The sequence below is a fragment of the Streptomyces sp. NBC_00876 genome, from assembly GCF_045207435.1.
In the GTDB taxonomy this organism is placed as follows: domain Bacteria; phylum Actinomycetota; class Actinomycetes; order Streptomycetales; family Streptomycetaceae; genus Streptomyces.
Genome location: NZ_CP108800.1, coordinates 3,345,878 through 3,363,534, shown reverse-complemented (window position 1 = coordinate 3,363,534; position 17,657 = coordinate 3,345,878). Strand labels below are relative to the sequence as shown.

14 protein-coding genes are annotated in these 17,657 nt (G+C 72.1%); 13 read left to right on the top strand and 1 reads right to left on the bottom strand.

Going from position 1 to position 17,657, the window contains the following annotated elements; genetic code table 11:
* The first annotated feature begins 42 nt into the window (after positions 1-42).
* The 5 genes from OG782_RS14660 (at position 43) to OG782_RS14640 (ending at position 4,519) form a co-directional block, all read left to right on the top strand.
* Positions 43-426, top strand: coding sequence for a hypothetical protein (locus OG782_RS14660; protein ID WP_406451025.1), 384 nt, complete (start codon positions 43-45; stop codon positions 424-426).
* Positions 427-502: 76 nt separating this feature from the next.
* A complete protein-coding gene (locus tag OG782_RS14655) occupies positions 503-1,369 on the top strand; it encodes a TatD family hydrolase (RefSeq protein WP_406451023.1) in 867 nt (288 codons plus the stop codon).
* 125 nt (positions 1,370-1,494) lie between these two features.
* Positions 1,495-2,754 carry a ubiquitin-like domain-containing protein gene (locus OG782_RS14650; RefSeq protein ID WP_406451021.1) on the top strand — a complete coding sequence of 420 codons (1,260 nt, stop codon included), beginning with the start codon at positions 1,495-1,497 and terminating at the stop codon, positions 2,752-2,754.
* Positions 2,751-3,623 carry a 16S rRNA (adenine(1518)-N(6)/adenine(1519)-N(6))-dimethyltransferase RsmA gene (gene rsmA, locus OG782_RS14645; protein WP_406451019.1) on the top strand — a complete coding sequence of 291 codons (873 nt, stop codon included), beginning with the start codon at positions 2,751-2,753 and terminating at the stop codon, positions 3,621-3,623. The genes OG782_RS14650 and rsmA overlap by 4 nt, the downstream gene beginning before the upstream one ends.
* Complete coding sequence (locus OG782_RS14640; RefSeq protein WP_406451017.1) at positions 3,620-4,519, top strand: 4-(cytidine 5'-diphospho)-2-C-methyl-D-erythritol kinase; 900 nt, start codon at positions 3,620-3,622, stop codon at positions 4,517-4,519. The genes rsmA and OG782_RS14640 overlap by 4 nt, the downstream gene beginning before the upstream one ends.
* A gap of 54 nt (positions 4,520-4,573) precedes the next feature.
* Here OG782_RS14640 and OG782_RS14635 read toward each other — a convergent pair whose 3' ends face one another.
* Positions 4,574-5,266: a lipoprotein gene (locus OG782_RS14635; protein ID WP_406451015.1), complete on the bottom strand. Its 693-nt coding sequence runs from the start codon at positions 5,264-5,266 to the stop codon at positions 4,574-4,576.
* A gap of 132 nt (positions 5,267-5,398) precedes the next feature.
* On the opposite strand from OG782_RS14635, the gene OG782_RS14630 reads away from it, so the two are divergent.
* The 8 genes from OG782_RS14630 to galK all read left to right on the top strand — a co-directional run bounded on the left by OG782_RS14630 (position 5,399) and on the right by galK (position 17,645).
* Complete coding sequence (locus tag OG782_RS14630; RefSeq protein WP_406459071.1) at positions 5,399-7,222, top strand: ATP-binding cassette domain-containing protein; 1,824 nt, start codon at positions 5,399-5,401, stop codon at positions 7,220-7,222.
* A gap of 143 nt (positions 7,223-7,365) precedes the next feature.
* On the top strand, positions 7,366-9,174 hold the full coding sequence (locus tag OG782_RS14625) for a PQQ-binding-like beta-propeller repeat protein (RefSeq protein WP_406451013.1): 1,809 nt from the start codon (positions 7,366-7,368) through the stop codon (positions 9,172-9,174).
* Between the two features lie 248 nt (positions 9,175-9,422).
* Entirely contained in the window at positions 9,423-11,285 is a 1,863-nt protein-coding gene (locus tag OG782_RS14620; RefSeq protein WP_406451011.1) for a PQQ-binding-like beta-propeller repeat protein, read from the top strand.
* Between the two features lie 115 nt (positions 11,286-11,400).
* Entirely contained in the window at positions 11,401-13,275 is a 1,875-nt protein-coding gene (locus OG782_RS14615; RefSeq protein ID WP_406451009.1) for a PQQ-binding-like beta-propeller repeat protein, read from the top strand.
* Positions 13,276-13,487: 212 nt separating this feature from the next.
* A complete protein-coding gene (locus tag OG782_RS14610; RefSeq protein WP_406451007.1) occupies positions 13,488-14,183 on the top strand; it encodes a LuxR C-terminal-related transcriptional regulator in 696 nt (231 codons plus the stop codon).
* Between the two features lie 278 nt (positions 14,184-14,461).
* Positions 14,462-15,505: a galactose-1-phosphate uridylyltransferase gene (galT, locus tag OG782_RS14605; RefSeq protein ID WP_406451005.1), complete on the top strand. Its 1,044-nt coding sequence runs from the start codon at positions 14,462-14,464 to the stop codon at positions 15,503-15,505.
* The gene (galE, locus tag OG782_RS14600; protein ID WP_406451003.1) at positions 15,502-16,482 is read left to right on the top strand and encodes a UDP-glucose 4-epimerase GalE; all 981 of its coding nucleotides are present in this window, start codon (positions 15,502-15,504) and stop codon (positions 16,480-16,482) included. Before galT ends, galE begins: the two co-directional genes overlap by 4 nt.
* Positions 16,479-17,645, top strand: a complete 1,167-nt coding sequence (gene galK / locus OG782_RS14595; protein WP_406451001.1) for a galactokinase — start codon at positions 16,479-16,481, stop codon at positions 17,643-17,645. Before galE ends, galK begins: the two co-directional genes overlap by 4 nt.
* Positions 17,646-17,657: the final 12 nt, after the last annotated feature.

Sequence of the window (17,657 nt, the reverse complement as noted above, 5' to 3'; positions counted from 1 at the left end):
GCATTCTCCGGAGTGCTTGTCCGGCGGACAAGAGGAGCAGGCATGAGCGAGATCGCAGCAGCCACCGTGCACGAGGCGTATGCCTTCGCCTGCATGAGGTGTGGATACGGCTGGGAACAGGCCTATGAAATAGAGCACCACGTCGACGCTTCCCACAACGCATTCGTGGTCTACAAGGCGGACGGCGAGCGCGTGCCCTCGCCCCTTTCCACGCCGACGTGCACGAACTGCGGCGGACATGTCGTACGGATCATGCGGGCGGGCCGGGTCTCGACGGTTCAGCGACTGCTCCAGAACCGCCCGGCCGCCGCCGACACCGACGTCCAGGAGCGGGAGCGGGAGAACGAGCCCGTGGCCGCCACCGCGGCGCCGGCCGCCGGACACCACTGGCACCTCTCCGACCTGCTGCACCCGTTCCGCAAGTGAGGCCCACGCGGTGAGGCCCACGCGGTGAATCCGGCGCGGTGAGAGCCCCGGCCACGGTCCTCGTACGATCGTGGCCATGAGCCGTACCGAAGCCCCGCCGCTGCCCGAACCCCTCCGGGTGCCGGTCGCCGATTCGCACACCCACCTGGACATGCAGGACGGCACCGTCGAGGAGGGCCTGGCCAGGGCCGCCGCGGTGAACGTGACGACCGTGATCCAGGTGGGCTGCGATGTGAAGGGCTCGCGCTGGGCCGCCGAGACGGCCGCCGCGCACCCGAGCGTGTACGCGGCCGTCGCCCTGCACCCCAACGAGGCGCCGCGGATCGTGCACGGGGATCCGGATGGCTGGTCGCGGCAGGACGCCCGTGAGGCCGGCGGCACGGCCGCGCTCCACGAGGCGCTCGCCGAGATCGACGCGCTGGCCGCACTCGACCACGTACGCGGCGTCGGCGAGACCGGACTCGACCACTACCGGACCGGCCCCGAGGGCATGGCGGCGCAGGAGGAGTCCTTCCGCGCCCACATCGAGATCGCCAAACGGCACGGCAAGGCACTCGTCATCCACGATCGCGAGGCGCACGCGGATGTGCTGCGCGTTCTCGCGGACGCGGGCGCCCCCGAGCGGACCGTCTTCCACTGCTACTCCGGCGACGCGGACATGGCCCGGATCTGCGCGGACGCCGGGTACTTCATGTCCTTCGCGGGCAACATGACGTTCAAGAACGCCCAGCCGCTGCGCGACGCCCTGGCCGTCGCGCCCATGGAACTGGTCCTGGTCGAGACGGACGCGCCGTTCCTCACCCCCGCCCCGTACCGCGGACGGCCTAACGCGCCGTACCTGATTCCGGTCACGCTGCGCGCCATGGCGGAGGTCAAGGGCGTCGACGAGGACACCCTGGCGTCGGCGATCGCCGGCAACACGGCTCGCGCGTTCGACTACTGACCCCGGCGGCCGCGACAGCGGGTAGTCGCGCCGCCTTGGAGAGTGACACCCGCTCCGCTATCGTCCCGGGCGCCAGAGGCCGCAAGAGTGAGCCGGTCCGGTACGGATCTTCTGGAGCGAGCGTCGTGAGCAATTCGCAGGGCAGTCACCGCGCGGCACGCGGCAGGGGGCGTACGGCGGACACGGCGGCGCGCGGCGGTGGGAGCGCGGCGGCGCGCGGCCCCGCCACCGTCGTCGTCCCGGGCCCCTCGCCCGTACCGCTGCACGAGGAGCTGACGCTCACCGCGTGGCCGCTGCGCGCGCCGACCGCCGTGGACCTGCCGACGGGCCTCGCCGCACCCGCTCCCGGCCCGGCCGCCACCGCGCGGGGCCGCGCCGCCCAGGCCCCCACCGTCGCCGCCCTCGCCGTGCCGGTGCCCGGCGGCCGGGCCGGGGCGCGGCGGGCCGCACGGCGGCGCCGGGTGCCCGTGGGCCCCGAGCAGCTGCGCAGGCTGGTCCCGCAGGCCCTCGTCGTCGCGTTCCTCGCGGGCGGCACCACCGCGTTCGTCGCCGAGGACAAGGCGGTGACGCTGGACATCGACGGGGAGCAGCGCACCCTGCACACGTTCGCCGACGACGTCGCCGGGCTCCTCGCCGAACAGGGCATCGACGCAGACGGCCCCGCGACGGTCTCCCCGGACCCCGGCAGCGGCCTCGGCGACGGGGACGAGGTCACCGTCCGCAGCCGGCGCCCGGTGACGCTCACGCTCGACGGGGTGCGGCGCCGTGTCTGGACGTCCGAGCACACGGTCGGCGCCGCCCTGCGCCGGCTGGGGGTGCGGGCCGACGGCGCCTACCTCTCCGTCTCCAGGGCCGCGCCGATCGGCCGGAGCGGGCTGACCCTGGACGTACGCACCGAACGCACCGTGACCGTGATGGCCGACGGCCGCGCGCACACCGTCCGCACCAACGCGGCCACCGTCCGCGAGGCCGTCACCCGGGCCGGTGTCACGCTGCGCGGCGAGGACACCACCTCCGTGGCCCCGGACAGCTTCCCGCGCGACGGCCAGACCGTGAAGGTGCTCCGGATCACGTCCGCCCTCGTGGTGCGCGAGGAACCGCTGCCGTACGCCGTGGAGCGGTCCGGGGACGGATCGCTGGCCGCCGGTACCGAGCGGGTCGAACGGGAGGGGCAGGACGGTTCGCGCCGCGTCATGTACGCCCTGCGGACCGTCAACGGCGTCCGGCACAAGCCCCGGGTGCTGGCCACGGAGCTCGTACGGGAACCGGTCAGCCGGGTCGTACGGGCCGGCACCGGGCCGCGCCCGGCCAACCGGGCGAAGAAGCTGTACGTGCAGCGGGGGCGGCCTGAACGGTCACCCGGCGGTCGTACGCTTAACGGGTGAGCACCACAGAGCCCGACGCCCTCCTGGGCCCCGCAGAAATCCGCGAGCTGGCCGCGACGCTGGGCGTACGCCCCACGAAGCAGCGCGGCCAGAACTTCGTCATCGACGCCAACACGGTCCGCCGGATCGTGCGCACCGCGGAGGTCCGGCCCGACGACGTGGTGGTGGAGGTCGGCCCGGGGCTGGGCTCGCTGACCCTGGCGCTGCTGGAGGCGGCCGACCGGGTCGTCGCCGTCGAGATCGACGACGTTCTGGCGGCCGCGCTGCCGGCCACGGTCGCCGCCCGGATGCCCGAGCGCGCCGACCGCTTCACGCTCGTCCACTCCGACGCGATGCTCGTGCGCGAACTGCCGGGCCCGCCGCCGACCGCTCTGGTCGCCAACCTTCCGTACAACGTCGCCGTGCCCGTCCTGCTCACCATGCTCGACCGTTTCCCGAGCATCGAGCGGACCCTGGTCATGGTGCAGGCCGAGGTCGCCGACCGGCTGGCCGCCCGGCCGGGCAACAAGGTCTACGGAGTGCCGTCGGTGAAGGCCAACTGGTACACGGACGTCAAGCGCGCCGGCTCCATCGGCCGCAAGGTCTTCTGGCCCGCGCCGAACGTCGACTCCGGGCTCGTCTCGCTGGTCCGCAGGACCGAACCGGTGGCGACCACGGCGAGCAAGGCCGAGGTCTTCGCGGTCGTCGACGCCGCCTTCGCCCAGCGCCGCAAGACGCTGCGGGCGGCCCTGTCCGGCTGGGCCGGCTCCGCGCCCGCCGCCGAGGCCGCACTGGTCGCGGCCGGCATCTCGCCGCAGGCCCGCGGCGAGGCGCTCACGGTCGAGGAGTTCGCCGCCATCGCGGAGAACAAGCCGGAGCCGTCCGCATGAGCGCGAGTGTCACCGTCCGGGTACCGGCCAAGGTCAACGTCCAGCTCGCCGTCGGTGCCGCGCGCTCCGACGGCTTCCACGACCTCGCCAACGTCTTCCTCGCCGTCGGCCTGTACGACGAGGTCACCGTCACCCCGGCCGAAGCCCTGCGCGTCACCTGCTCCGGCCCCGACGCCGCCCAGGTCCCGCTGGACGCCACCAACCTCGCCGCCCGCGCCGCGATCGCCCTGGCCGGCCGGTACGGCATCGCACCCGATGTGCACATCCACATCGACAAGGACATCCCCGTCGCGGGCGGAATGGCGGGCGGCAGCGCGGACGGCGCCGGTGCCCTCCTGGCCTGCGACGCGCTCTGGTCGACCGGAGCGTCCCGTGCGGAGCTGCTGGCCATCTGCGCCGAGCTGGGCAGCGACGTGCCGTTCAGCCTGGTCGGCGGGGCGGCCCTCGGGGTCGGCCGCGGCGAGCGGCTGACCCCCCTCGAGGTCGGCGGCACCTTCCACTGGGTCTTCGCGGTCGCCGACGGCGGCCTCTCCACCCCCGCCGTGTACCGCGAGTTCGACCGGCTCACGGCGGGGACGCACGTGCCCGAGCCCGCCGCGTCCGCCGTCCTCCTGGACGCGCTGCGCACCGGCGACACCACCGCACTCGCCGGCGCACTGAGCAACGGCCTCCAGCCGGCCGCCCTGTCCCTGCGGCCCTCGCTGGCCGGCACCCTCACGACGGGCACCGACGCGGGCGCACTGGCCGCACTGGTCTCCGGCTCCGGACCGACCACCGCGTTCCTGACCGAGGACGAGGCGTCGGCCCGCAAGGTCGCCGACGCGCTGCTCGCCTCGGGCGCCTGCCGCAACGCCCGCATCGCGTCGTCCCCGGCGCCGGGGGCCACGCTCCGCTGACCGCGATGCCCCGGCCCGGATCATCCGGGCCGGGGTAACGCTGACGCGGCCCGCTCAGCCCAGCCGCACGCTCTGCTTCGCCAGCTCGAACGCCGGGAGCATGCCCTTGTGCTCCTGCGCGTCCAGTCCGCCCAGGTGCACCACGACCGGTCCGTCCGGTGTGGGGACGGCGAAGGCGCGTGCCGGGCGGGACTCCTCCATGATCTCGCTGTAGACGGTGTAGCCGACCTCGGTCACGGACAGCTTCCCGGCCGTGGACCGGGTGTACGTGATCTTCGAGGCGTTCTCGTCCGCCTGCACGAAGCCCTCCAGCGCCTGGCGCGGGGTGCTGCCCTTGTCCTTGCTCTGCCACACCCGCAGGAACCCGATGTGGCCCGCGGGCTTCGCGTCGATCTCGCAGACCACGGTCACCGGGCCCTGCTCGGTCAGCGCCGCGAACTCGGAGCCGGGATCGGCGGCGACGGCCTTCGCCTTCCAGCGCCGGGCCAGGTCGAAGGAGACCGGGAGCTCGCAACCGGAACCCGGACCCCCGACGGTCCCGCCCTTGGCCGCCGTCTTCCCGGCCGTCTTCCCCGCCGCCGCGCCGCCCGGCCGCGCACCCGTCCGCGCGTCGTCGTCCGGCTCCGGCGAACAGCCGGCCAGTGCCCCCGCGACCAGCAGTACGGGCACCAGCCCGCGAACCGTACGACCCACCATGAAGTTCCCCACCCCAGTGCACTGCGGGACCCGCCCCCGGGTCTTGATCATTTCGCGCAAGGTACCGCACGGCCACGGCCGCGCGGATGCCCCGTCCCGCACGGGTGAGCGGGCGCTCGTACGGAGCGCCGCGCCGTGGCGACTACCCTGAAGGTCAGTGTTCTCCTTCGAGCTGGAGCGTTTGTGGCCGTCAACCTCGTCAATGTCGAGCAGGTCAGCAAGGTGTACGGCACCCGTGCGCTGCTCGACGGTGTGTCCCTCGGTGTGTCCGAGGGGGACCGGATCGGTGTCGTCGGCCGTAACGGGGACGGAAAGACGACCCTCATCCGGATGCTCGCCAAGCTGGAGGAGGCGGACACCGGCCGCGTCACCCACAACGGGGGACTGCGCCTCGGGGTCCTGACCCAGCACGACTCGCTGGACCCGAAGGCCACCATCCGCCACGAGGTCATCGGCGATCTCGCCGACCACGAGTGGGCCGGCAGCGCCCGGATCCGCGATGTGCTGACCGGACTCTTCGGCGGCCTCGGCCTGCCCGGCTTCGAGCACGGCCTGGACACCGTCATCGCCCCGCTCTCCGGTGGCGAGCGCCGCCGGATCGCGCTGGCCAAGCTGCTCATCGCCGAGCCGGACCTGATCGTCCTCGACGAGCCGACCAACCACCTCGACGTCGAGGGCATCTCCTGGCTGGCCGGACATCTGCGCGCCCGCCGCTCCGCACTCGTCTGCGTCACCCACGACCGGTGGTTCCTCGACCAGGTCTGCACCCGCATGTGGGACGTCCAGCGCGGCAGCGTCCACGAGTACGAGGGCGGCTACAGCGACTACGTCTTCGCCCGGGCCGAACGGGAGCGGATCGCCGCGACCGAGGAGTCCAAGCGGCAGAACCTGATGCGCAAGGAGCTGGCCTGGCTGCGGCGCGGCGCCCCCGCCCGTACGGCCAAGCCGCGCTACCGCATCGAGGCGGCCAACGAGCTGATCGCCGACGTGCCGCCGCCGCGCGACACCAGCGAACTGATGAAGTTCGCCAACGCCAGGCTCGGCAAGACCGTCTTCGACCTGGAGGACGTGACCATCCAGGCCGGGCCCAAGACGCTGCTCACCCACCTCACCTGGCAGCTCGGCCCCGGCGACCGCATCGGTCTGGTCGGGGTCAACGGCGCGGGCAAGACCTCGCTGCTGCGGGCGCTGGCCCAGGCGGCCCGTACCCAGGGCGACGAGCAGCCCGAGACCGGGAAGATCGTCGTCGGCAAGACCGTCAAGCTCGCCTACCTCTCCCAGGAGGTGGCCGAGCTCAACCCGAACCTGCGGGTGCTGGAAGCGGTGCAGCAGGTACGCGACCGGGTCGACCTCGGCAAGGGCCGGGAGATGACCGCGGGCCAGCTCTGCGAGCAGTTCGGCTTCTCGAGCGAGAAGCAGTGGACCCCGGTCGGCGACCTGTCCGGTGGTGAGCGTCGACGGCTGCAGATCCTGCGTCTGCTGATGGACGAGCCGAACGTCCTCTTCCTCGACGAGCCCACCAACGACCTCGACATCGAGACCCTGACCCAGCTGGAGGACCTGCTCGACGGCTGGCCCGGGTCGATGATCGTGATCTCCCACGACCGGTTCTTCATCGAGCGGACCACCGACAAGGTGATGGCGCTCCTCGGCGACAGGTCGCTGCGGATGCTGCCGCGCGGCATCGACGAGTACCTGGAGCGCAGGCTTCAGCTGGCCGAGGCGGCCACGCCCGCCGGGGCACCCGCGTCCGCAGGGTCCGGCGGGGCCCCCGCACCGGCGTCGGCCCTCTCGCCGCAGGCCGCGCGCGCGGCGAAGAAGGAGCTGCAGAAGGTCGAGCGGCAGCTCGAGAAGATGTCGACCCGCGAGACGACGCTGCACGCCCAGATCGCCGACAACGCCACGGACTTCGAGAAGGTCGCGAAGCTGGACGCCGAGCTGCGCGAACTGGTGACGGAGCGCGATGTGCTGGAGATGCGCTGGCTGGAACTGGCCGAGGAGGCCTGACCGCTGAGCGAGCGCCTGTCACACCGGCCGCGACGGCAGGTGTGACAGGTGTTGCAGGTGTGATCGTTGGGGTCTGTGGGGCGGGTGGTAGAAAGAAACCCTTGCCCGCACGACAGGCTTCAACGGAACAGGGGGACGGGCCGATGAGCCAGCCGCCCGGACAGCAGCCGCCGCAGGGTGAGTTCGGAGCACCGTACGACCCGGCGTCAGGGGCGCACCCGCAGCCGGCCGGCCCGTACGGACAGCCGCAGCCGCAGCCCGGACCGTACTCACAGCCCGCGCCGCACCCGCAGCCGGCCGGCCCGTACGGCGCGCCCGCCCAGCCCGGCCCGTACGGACAGCCGCAGCCCGGGTACGGCTACCCGGGTGCGCCGCAGCCCCATCAACAGGAGCCCCACCAGCAGCCGTTCCACCAGCTGCCGGCCCATCAGCAGCCGGCCCCGCAGTACGGCGGGCCGCCGCAGTACGGCGGGCCGCCGCAGGGCGGGGGCCGGTTCCGCGGCCGGACCGGGATGGTCATCGGCGCGGTGCTCGCGGTGGTGCTCCTGGCCGGCGGAGGCATCTGGTTCGCCACCGGCGGGAACGGCAAGGGCGGGAAGCCCGAGGCCGGCCCGAGCCACGGTTCCGCGCAGCCGCCCGCCCCGCCCTCGCCCACGGGCAAGGACAACGGCAAGGGCGGCAAGGAGGACGAGAAGATCAGCCCCGCCGCCGAGGCCGCCACCGTCAACTCCAAGCGCAAGGCGGGCGAGGCGAAGGTCCTCTGGCTCCAGAAGGGCGGCGTCGACCTGCCGCGCAACGGCTCGGACGTGTTCGGCCCCTGGATAGCCGGCGACACCATCGCCAAGGCGATGTACTACACGGTCAGCGGCTACTCCGTCGCCGACGGCACGCTCAAGTGGAGCCTGCGGCTGCCCACCGTCATGTGCGCGGCGCCCTCGCAGCCCACCGCCGACGGCAAGATCGTGCTCGGCATCAATCACAGCACCGCGCCCGACGCGGAATGCGACACGCTCCAGATGGTGGACCTCCGGACGGGCAAGGCCGGCTGGCGCACGTCGTACGTCCGCGAGGGCGTCTGGGACGGGCTCTCCGACCTCGCGATGTCGATCAACGGGGACACCGTGACCGTGGGCCGCACCAGCCGGTCCGACGCCTTCCGGGTCAGTGACGGCAAGAGGGTGTTCGGGAAACTGCCGGGAAACTGCCAGCCGTTCGGATTCGCCAGCGGCCCCCTGGCGATCGCCGCGACCAGCTGCCAGACCGCCGCGGACGACCACAAGGAACAGCAGGTGCAGCGGATCGACCCCGCCACCGGCAAGGTGCTGTGGACGTACAAGGTCAAGAAGGGCTGGCAGGTCGATCAGTTCTACTCGGTCAGCCCCCTGGTCGTCTCGCTGAAGCAGCCGGACAAGTGGGGCATCCTCGTGCTCAACTCCGACGGCACCTACCGCACCCAGCTCTCCGGCGGTCCGGGCGACTACGCGCCCATGTGCGACTCGGAGCTGAGGACGCTGGGCCAGAACCTCGACAACTGCGTGGGTGTGACCTCCGACGCGGACACGCTCTACATGCCGACCAAGTCCACCGAGGGCAAGGACGGACCCGGGAACAAGGTCGTCGCCTTCAGTCTGACCTCCGGCAAACCCCGGTGGACGGCGGCCTCCCCTGCCGGGCAGCCCGTCGTGCCCCTGCGGGTGGCGGGCGGCAAGCTGCTGATGTACGTGGAGCCGGCCAAGAACAAGGGGGGCGGCATCGCCTCCCTCCCGTCCGGCGGCGGCACTCCGGAGATGGTGCTGCGGCACCCCGCGTCGGGCTCCTCCCTGGAGCGCGGCTTCTTCGACCCGCGCATCGCGTACGTGGGAGGACGCTCCTTCCTCATGCAGAACACGATCAGCGGCGTCGAGGACGGGGACGAGGAGGAGATGCGGTCGATGGTGGCCTACGGGAACTGACGGCCCGGGGCATAACGGCGGCATCACGGGGCGGTTCTCCCTTGGGAACAGGGGCGGACCGAACCGGGGCCGGTCAGGGGGCGGGTGGTAGAAAGAAGCCCCGCTCGACTGACGTAACACTGCGGGATCCATGCCCGATTCGCTCCATTTCGCTGGAATTCAGGCGGTCTTGACCGGCCCTTGGATCCCCGGCGCGATCGCGGGGGAGTCCGGAACGGGCACAGGACCGCACGAAGGGGGACGCGCTGATGACCCAGCCGCCCAGCCAGCAACCGCCGCAGGGAGGCTTCGGCGCTCCGCAGGGGCCGCCGCACGGGGTCCCGCAGCCGCCCCAGGGCCCGCCGCAGACGCCACCGCCGCCCGGGCAGCCGCCCCAGGCCCCCGCCGCTGCGCCGACCCCGCCGCCCACTCAGCCGGGGTACGGCTACCCGCAGCAGCCCGGTCCGTACGCCCAGCAGCAGCCGGGACCGTACGCCCAGCAGCCCGGCCCCTACGGCCAGCAGGCGCAGCCCGGTCCGTACACCCAGCAGCAGCCGGGGCCGTACGCCCAGCAGCCGGGGCCGTACGGGCAGCCGACGCAGCCCGGTCACGGCTTCCCACAGCAGCAGTACCCCGGCGCACCGGCTCCGGCCGGCTCCGGTGGCGGTGGCGGTGGCGGCTTCTTCAAGGGCAAGCCCGTGGTGGTCATCGGTGCCGCGGTAGCCGCACTGCTGGTCATCGGCGGCGGCGTCTTCTTCGCGACGAGCGGTGGCGACGACGACAAGAAGCCCGTCGCGAAGAAGAGCGGCGACGTCCAGAAGCCGACCACCTCGCCCTCCGTCGACGAGGGCGACGGCAACGGCACCGGCCGTGAGGGCAGCGACGACCTGAACGGCGGGCGCAAGCCCGGCGAGGCGAAGGTCCTCTGGCTCCAGAAGAACGACGTCGACCTGCCGCGCAACGGCTCGGACGTGTACGGCCCGTGGATCGTCGGCGACACCGTCGTCAAGGGCATGTACCGCACGGTCTCCGGCTTCTCGGTGGCCGACGGCAAGCAGAAGTGGACGCTGAGGACGCCCGCGGACATCTGCTCCGCACCGTCGCAGACCACCGCCGACGGCAAGATCGTCATCGCGGTCAAGAACGGCACGACCGACAAGGCCGACTGCTCCGTGCTCCAGCTGATCGACCTCAACACCGGCAAGGCCGGCTGGAAGACGGAGATCAAGAGCAGCGGGCTCTTCGACATGATGACGGACATCTCGCTGGCCATCAGCGGCAACACCGTGACGGTCGGCCGCACCGGCGCCTCCAACGCGTTCCGCGTGAGCGACGGCAAGGAGCTGTTCGGCAAGCGGGACGGCACCTGCCAGCCGTTCGCCTTCGCGGGCGGCCCCAAGCTCATAGCCGCGACCAGCTGCCGCACCGACGACGTCGAGAACCCGCAGCACGAGATCGAGGAGATCGACCCGAACACCGGCAAGCCCAAGTGGACCTACAAGCTCGCACGCGGTGTGGAGGTCGACAAGGTCTACTCGGTGAGCCCGCTTGTCGTGTCGTTGAACAAGGGCAGCGGCGACAGCAAGAAGTGGAGCATCGTCGCGTTCCGGGAGAACGGCACGCTCCGCTCCCAGATCATCAGCGACAAGGGTGACAAGTTCGCGCCCAACTGCGGCAGTGCCTTCTCGATCTTCGGTCAGCACCTCGACGGCTGCACCGGTGTCGCGGCCGACGCCAACACCTTCTACATGGCGACGCAGGACGACACCAGCGGCTCCGCCCGCACCAACCAGGTCGTCGCCTTCAACCTGAACACCGGTAAGACGAAGTGGAAGGCGAAGGCCCCGGCCGAGCAGACCATGAGCCCGCTGGGGATGGAGGGCGGCAACGTGCTCCTCTATGTGAACGCGGGCTACAGCAAGGGCGGCGGGATCGCCACCCTGGCGCCGACCGGCGGCACCCCGAAGATGCTGCTGCAGCACCCGGCCTCGACCTCTGCGATCGAGAGCTCGTTCTGGGACGCGAAGGTCCTCTACGCGAACGGCCGTTCCTTCATCGCGAGCGGGCGGGTCAGCGCGAGCAACGACAAGGAAGAGCTGGAGACGAAGACCATGATGGCCTTCGGCAAGTGACGGCTCACCACGGCACCTGAAGGAACACGGCCGGCCGCGGACGGCAGCAGTCCTGCCCCGCGGCCGGCTCCGGCCCACCGACCGACTCCCTTTCCCCCCAGAGGTACGCGACGCCATGACCCAGCCGCCCCAGCAGCCGCCCAACGATCCGCCCCAGGGCGGCTTCGGCGCCCCGCAGGACCCCCCGCCGGGTGGGTTCGGCGCTCCTACGCCGCCGCCCGCCGACCCGTTCGGCAAGCAGCCGGCCACCCCGCCGCCGCCCCCGGGCGGATACGGCACCCCGCCGCCCGCGGGCCCGCCCCAGCAGCAGCCCGGCTACGGCTACCCGCAGGGGCAGCCGCCCACTCAGCCCGGGTACGGCTACCCGCAGGGCCAGCCCGGCTACGGCTACCCGCAGCAGCCGACGCAGCAGGGCTTCGCCGGCTACCCGACCGCCCCGATGCAGCAACAGCAGCAGGGCTACGGGTACCCCACCGCCCCGATGCAGCAGCAGCCGTACCAGCCGCCGCAGCAGGGCGGGGACGGGCCGAAGAAGTTCTCCACCCAGGCGCAGATCATCGTCGCCGCGGTCGTCGCCGTGGCGCTGATCGTCGGCGGCGGGCTCTGGTTCGCCTCCAGCGGCGGTGACGACAAGAAGAAGGAGGAGGCCTCGTCCTCCTCCGGTACCACCGGAGGCGAGGGCAAGGGCGGCAAGGGCAACGAGGTCGGCGGCGGCGGCAAGGAGAAGGCCCCCGCCAACACCGCGTCCTCGACCGCCTTCCAGCTGCCGCTGCCCAAGGTCACCGACATCACCACGGTCGACGGCTCCTGGCTGACCGACAAGGCGTACGTGAAGACGGGCGTCAACGAGGTCGTCGGCTACGACCAGACCAGCGGCACCAAGCTCTGGTCCATCCCGCTGCCCGGCCAGCTGTGCGCCGCCTCCCGGCACATGAGCAAGGACTTCAAGACGGCCATCGCCTTCGAGGACGGCAAGCGGTCCAAGGCGAACAAGTACCCGACCTGCAACCACATCGGCGCCCTCGACCTGAACACCGGCAAGCTCATGTGGAACAAGTCGGTGACCGCGTCCACCAGCGGTGACCGTCCCGTCCGGTTCGACGAGATCACCCTCAGCGGCACCACGGTCGCCGCCGGCGGCACCGAGGGCGGCGCCGCCTTCGACCTGAACACCGGCGCCGAGCGCTGGAAGCCGAAGGTCAGCACCGACGGCTGCTACGACAAGGGGTACGGCGGCGGCGAGGCCCTCGCCGTGGTCCGCAAGTGCGGTACGTACGACGACCCGCAGCTCATCATCCAGGCGCTGAACCCGACCACGGGCGCCCCGCTCTCCTCGTACAAGATGCCGCCCGGCGTCGAGTACGCGAGCATCGTCTCCACCAAGCCCCTGGTCGTCGCCGCCGACGTCGGCGACACCGCAGGTGACGGCAGCGGGATCTCGGACTTCTTCTCGATCGACGCGGCCACCGGCAAGCTTCTGGTCAGGATCCCGGCCGACGCGGAGAAGTACGCGGCGGACTGCCGCTCCACCGAGGTCGAGAGCTGCCAGCAGCTCGCCGTCGGCAACAACCGGATCTACCTGCCCACCGAGGAACACGAGGGCACCGCCGACTACGGCGACACCAACGAGATCGTCTCGTTCGACCTCACCACCGGAAAGCCGACCAGCGACCGGGCCGACGCGGGCGAGCGCTACACGATGTTCCCGCTGCGCATGGACGGCGGCAACATCATCGCGTACCGGGAGCCCCCGTACGACAAGGGCGGCGAGGTCGTCTCCATCGACGGCAGCACCTTCAAGCAGACCGTGCTGATGAAGAACCCGGGCGACGAGGCCGTCCGGGACGCGGAGACCAGCTTCTCCCCGGAGTACGCCGAGTACCGCTACGGGAACGGCCGGCTGTACATCTCCGAGACGATGGTCAGCAAGCCTCGCGAGAGCACGCTGGACGACAAGGAGTACCTCGTCGTCGCGTTCAAGACGAGCTGACCCGGCGTCAATTGCGCATCCGGCCCTGCCGGTCGATCATTCGACCGGCAGGGCCGGTCGTTTTCTGTCGGTCAACCGGCACTGAATGGCACATGATTCGGCATTCCCGGGACCTTCTGCCGGCTAAGGCACCCCTGGCGTCGAACAAGCGTGTAACTTGCAGGCCCTGGAGGGCCGGGGGGCCTGGCGTCAGTGCTACGGGGGGTTGCTCGATGGTCGTGCGGCTGATGGTGGTCGATGATCATCGCCTGCTCGCCGAGGCGCTCGCCTCGGCACTGAAACTACGCGGCCACCGGGTGCTGGCCGCCGCCGCGCCCACCGCCGACGCGGCGGAGCTGGTGGTCGGCAGGGCCCCGGAGGTCTGCCTGTTCGGCACGGCGGCACCCGCCGCGCCCGGCACCTTCGACCCGGTCGTCAGGATCAGGCGCGAGCGCCCGCAGACCGCCGTGGTGGTGCTCGGCCCGGTGCCCAGCCCGCGCGGGATCGCGGCCGCCTTCGCCGCGGGCGCCGCCGGATACGTCCGGCACGACGAGCGCATCGAGGGCGTCGAGCGGGCGATCGCCAAGGTGCGGGCCGGTGAGACGGCGATCGCGCCGCAGCTGCTCCAGGGTGCCTTCGCGGAACTGCTCAACCCGGCGGTCCAGCCGGACGACGAGGGCCGGCGCCTGCTCCGGATGCTCACCCCGCGCGAGGTCGAGGTCCTGGTCCGGGTCGCCGAGGGCGAGGACACCCGGCTGATCGCGGCCGGCATGCGGATCGCGCCGAGCACCGCCCGTACCCATGTGCAGCGCGTGCTGATGAAACTGGGAGTCGGTTCCCGGCTGGAGGCGGCGGCGCTCGCCGCCCGCACCGGTCTGCTGGACCGGGCGGCCGCGGGGACACGGCAGGGGCCGGACCCCCTCGGCTGACGGCGCCCGGCGGCCCCCTGTGGTGGGCCCCGGGCCCGCGAACGCCCCCCGGTCAGGAACGTTCCTCGCCCCGTTGCGCGACAGCGCCGGGTGACGGGGCGCCGCGGCCCAACCGGCCGCGCGGTGCCGTCACTTGGGCGAGCGCGCCATGCCCGCGCGTCTGCGTGGTGCATGCACTGAATCCCGCCCCCGGCCACTCCGTGCCGCCCCGCGCCGACGCATTGACGGACCTGTTGATTTATGGTTCATTGTGTTCGGTTCTGTTTGGGAGGAGTCTGGTGAAGAAGACGGTTACGACGCTCGCCGACGGGCGGGAGCTGCTCTACTACGACAGCCGTGACGATGTCGTGCGCGACGCCGTCGACCGGCGTCCGCTCGACCCCGTCTCGACCTCGTCCGAGATCCGCCGTGACCCGCTGCTCGGCGACAGCGTCGCCATCGCCTCGCACCGCCAGGGCCGCATCTACCACCCGCCGGCCGACGAGTGCCCGCTGTGTCCCTCGCAGGAGGGCCGGCAGAGCGAGATCCCGGAGGCGGACTACGACGTCGCCGTCTTCGAGAACCGCTTCCCCTCCCTCGCCGGCGACTCCGGCCGCTGCGAGGTCGTCTGCTTCACCTCCGACCACGACGCGTCCTTCGCCGACCTCACCGAGGAGCAGGCCGGACTCGTCCTGGAGGCGTGGACCGACCGCACCGCCGAGCTCGCCGAGCTTCCGCAGGTCAAGCAGGTGTTCTGCTTCGAGAACCGGGGCGCCGAGATCGGCGTCACCCTCGGCCACCCGCACGGCCAGATCTACGGCTACCCCTTCGTCACCCCGCGCACCGAGCTGATGCTGCGCTCCATGGCGGCCCACCGCGCGAAGACCGGCGGCAACCTCTTCGACGACGTGGTGGCCCGCGAGGAGGCCGACGGCTCCCGGATCGTCCTGGCCGCCGAGCACTGGATCGCGTTCGTGCCGTACGCCGCGCACTGGCCGTACGAGGTCCATCTGCACCCGCGCCGCCGCGTCCCCGACCTGCGGGAGCTCGACGAGGCGGCACGCACGGAATTCCCACAGGTCTATCTGGAACTCTTGAGGCGATTCGACCGGATCTTCGGCCCCGGTGAGCCGCCCACCCCGTACATCTCCGCCTGGCACCAGGCACCGTTCGGGATCGAAGGACGGGAGGACTTCGGGCTCCACCTCGAGCTCTTCACCATCCGACGCACCACCGGCAAGCTGAAGTTCCTCGCGGGTTCCGAATCCGGCATGAGTGTGTTCATCAACGACGTGCCGCCGGAGACCGCGGCCCAGCGACTGCGAGAGGTAGCGAGCGAGTGAGCAAGACCCCCAAGAAGTACCTGGTGACCGGTGGTGCGGGATACGTGGGCAGCGTGGTCGCCCAGCACCTGCTGGAGGCGGGGCACACCGTCACCGTCCTCGACGACCTCTCCACCGGCTTCCGAGAGGGCGTCCCGGCCGGCGCCGAGTTCATCGAGGGCCGCATCCAGGACGCCGCGAAGTGGCTCGACGCCTCCTACGACGGGGTGCTCCACTTCGCCGCGTACTCCCAGGTCGGCGAGTCCGTCACCGACCCGGAGAAGTACTGGGTCAACAACGTGGGCGGCTCCACCGCCCTGCTCGCCGCGATGCGCGACGCCGGGGTGCGCACCCTGGTCTTCTCCTCCACCGCGGCCACCTACGGCGAACCGGTCTCCAGCCCCATCACCGAGGCCGACCCGACCGCGCCGACCAGCCCGTACGGCGCGACGAAGCTCGCCGTCGACCACATGATCACCGGTGAGGCGGCCGCCCACGGCCTGGCCGCCGTCTCGCTGCGCTACTTCAACGTGGCGGGGGCGTACGGCAGCTGCGGCGAGCGGCACAGCCCCGAGTCCCACCTGATCCCGCTGGTCCTCCAGGTCGCGCTCGGCCGGCGCGAGTCGATCTCCGTCTACGGCGACGACTACCCCACCCCCGACGGCACCTGCGTCCGCGACTACATCCACGTCGCCGACCTCGCCGAGGCCCACCTGCTGGCCCTCGACGCCGCCACCGCGGGCGAGCACCTGATCTGCAACCTCGGCAACGGCAACGGCTTCTCGGTCCGCGAGGTCATCGAGACGGTCCGCGAGGTCACCGGCCACCCCGTCCCCGAGACCGCGGCCCCCCGCCGCGCCGGCGACCCGGCCGTCCTCGTCGCCTCCGCCACCACCGCCAGGGAGCGCCTCGGCTGGCAGCCGTCCCGCGCCGACCTGGCCGGAATCGTCTCCGACGCATGGACGTTCGCCCGCCGAGAGGAGCCCACCGCACCATGACCGAGAACGCTGAGCTGACCGCCTCCTTCACCGAGCTCTACGGGAGCGCGCCCGAGGGAATCTGGGCCGCACCCGGCCGGGTCAACCTGATCGGCGAGTACACCGACTTCAACGACGGCTTCGTGATGCCGCTCGCGCTGCCGCACACCGCACGGGCCGCCGTCGCCCGCCGCACCGACGGCGAGCTGCGGCTGCACTCCACCGACGTACCCGGCGGCGTCGTCCAGCTGCGCGTCGACGAGCTGACCCCGAACGAGGGCCACGGCTGGGCCGCCTACCCGGCCGGTGTCGTCTGGGCGCTGCGCGAGGCCGGCCACGAGATCACCGGCGCCGACATCCAGCTGTCCTCCACCGTCCCCACCGGCGCCGGGCTCTCCTCGTCCGCCGCCCTCGAAGTGGTGACCGGGCTCGCCCTGAACGACCTGTTCGGACTCGGCCTCACCGCCGCCGAACTGGCGGTCCTGGCCCAGCGCGCGGAGAACGGGTTCGTCGGCGTCCCCTGCGGCGTCATGGACCAGATGGCATCGGCCTGCTGCACCGAGGGCCACGCCCTGCACCTGGACACCCGCGACCTCACCCAGCGCCAGGTCCCCTTCGACCTGACCGCCCACGGTCTGCAACTCGTCGTCGTCGACACCCGCGTCAAGCACGCCCTCGGCGACGGGGCCTACGCGGAACGGCGCGCCGGCTGCGAGGAGGGCGCCCGCGTCCTCGGCATCGCCACCCTGCGCGAGCTCGCGTACGAGGGTCTGGGCGCCGCGCTCGACACGCTGGCCGAGGCCGGCGCGGACGAGTCCGTCGTGCGCTACGTCCGCCATGTGGTCGGCGACAACCAGCGTGTCGAGCAGGTCATCGCGCTGCTCGACGCGGGCGACGTGCGCGCGGCCGGCCCGGTCCTCACGGCCGGCCACCTCTCGCTCCGGGACGATCTGCGGGTCTCCTGCGTGGAGTTGGACCTGGTCGTGGAGACGGCGAACGCCGCGGGCGCGCTCGGTGCGCGGATGACCGGCGGCGGCTTCGGCGGCTCGGCGATCGTGCTGGTCGAGGAGGAGCAGGCGGACACGGTCGTCAAGTCCGTGCGGGAGGCGTTCGCCGCGGCCGGATACGCGGCCCCGGGCGTCTTCCCCGCGACGCCGTCGGCAGGGGCCCGCCGGCTCGTCTGAGCCCGGCGCGAG

What these genes read in the sequence shown, in the direction of transcription:
- OG782_RS14660 (WP_406451025.1), top strand. Translation starts at nt 43, where the DNA reads ATGAGCGAGATCGCAGCAGCCACCGTGCACGAGGCGTATGCCTTCGCC.
- OG782_RS14640 (WP_406451017.1), top strand. Translation starts at nt 3,620, where the DNA reads ATGAGCGCGAGTGTCACCGTCCGGGTACCGGCCAAGGTCAACGTCCAG.
- OG782_RS14635 (WP_406451015.1), bottom strand. Translation starts at nt 5,266, where the DNA reads ATGATCAAGACCCGGGGGCGGGTCCCGCAGTGCACTGGGGTGGGGAAC.
- OG782_RS14655 (WP_406451023.1), top strand. Translation starts at nt 503, where the DNA reads ATGAGCCGTACCGAAGCCCCGCCGCTGCCCGAACCCCTCCGGGTGCCG.
- OG782_RS14625 (WP_406451013.1), top strand. Translation starts at nt 7,366, where the DNA reads ATGAGCCAGCCGCCCGGACAGCAGCCGCCGCAGGGTGAGTTCGGAGCA.
- galK (WP_406451001.1), top strand. Translation starts at nt 16,479, where the DNA reads ATGACCGAGAACGCTGAGCTGACCGCCTCCTTCACCGAGCTCTACGGG.
- OG782_RS14610 (WP_406451007.1), top strand. Translation starts at nt 13,488, where the DNA reads ATGGTCGTGCGGCTGATGGTGGTCGATGATCATCGCCTGCTCGCCGAG.
- OG782_RS14620 (WP_406451011.1), top strand. Translation starts at nt 9,423, where the DNA reads ATGACCCAGCCGCCCAGCCAGCAACCGCCGCAGGGAGGCTTCGGCGCT.
- OG782_RS14615 (WP_406451009.1), top strand. Translation starts at nt 11,401, where the DNA reads ATGACCCAGCCGCCCCAGCAGCCGCCCAACGATCCGCCCCAGGGCGGC.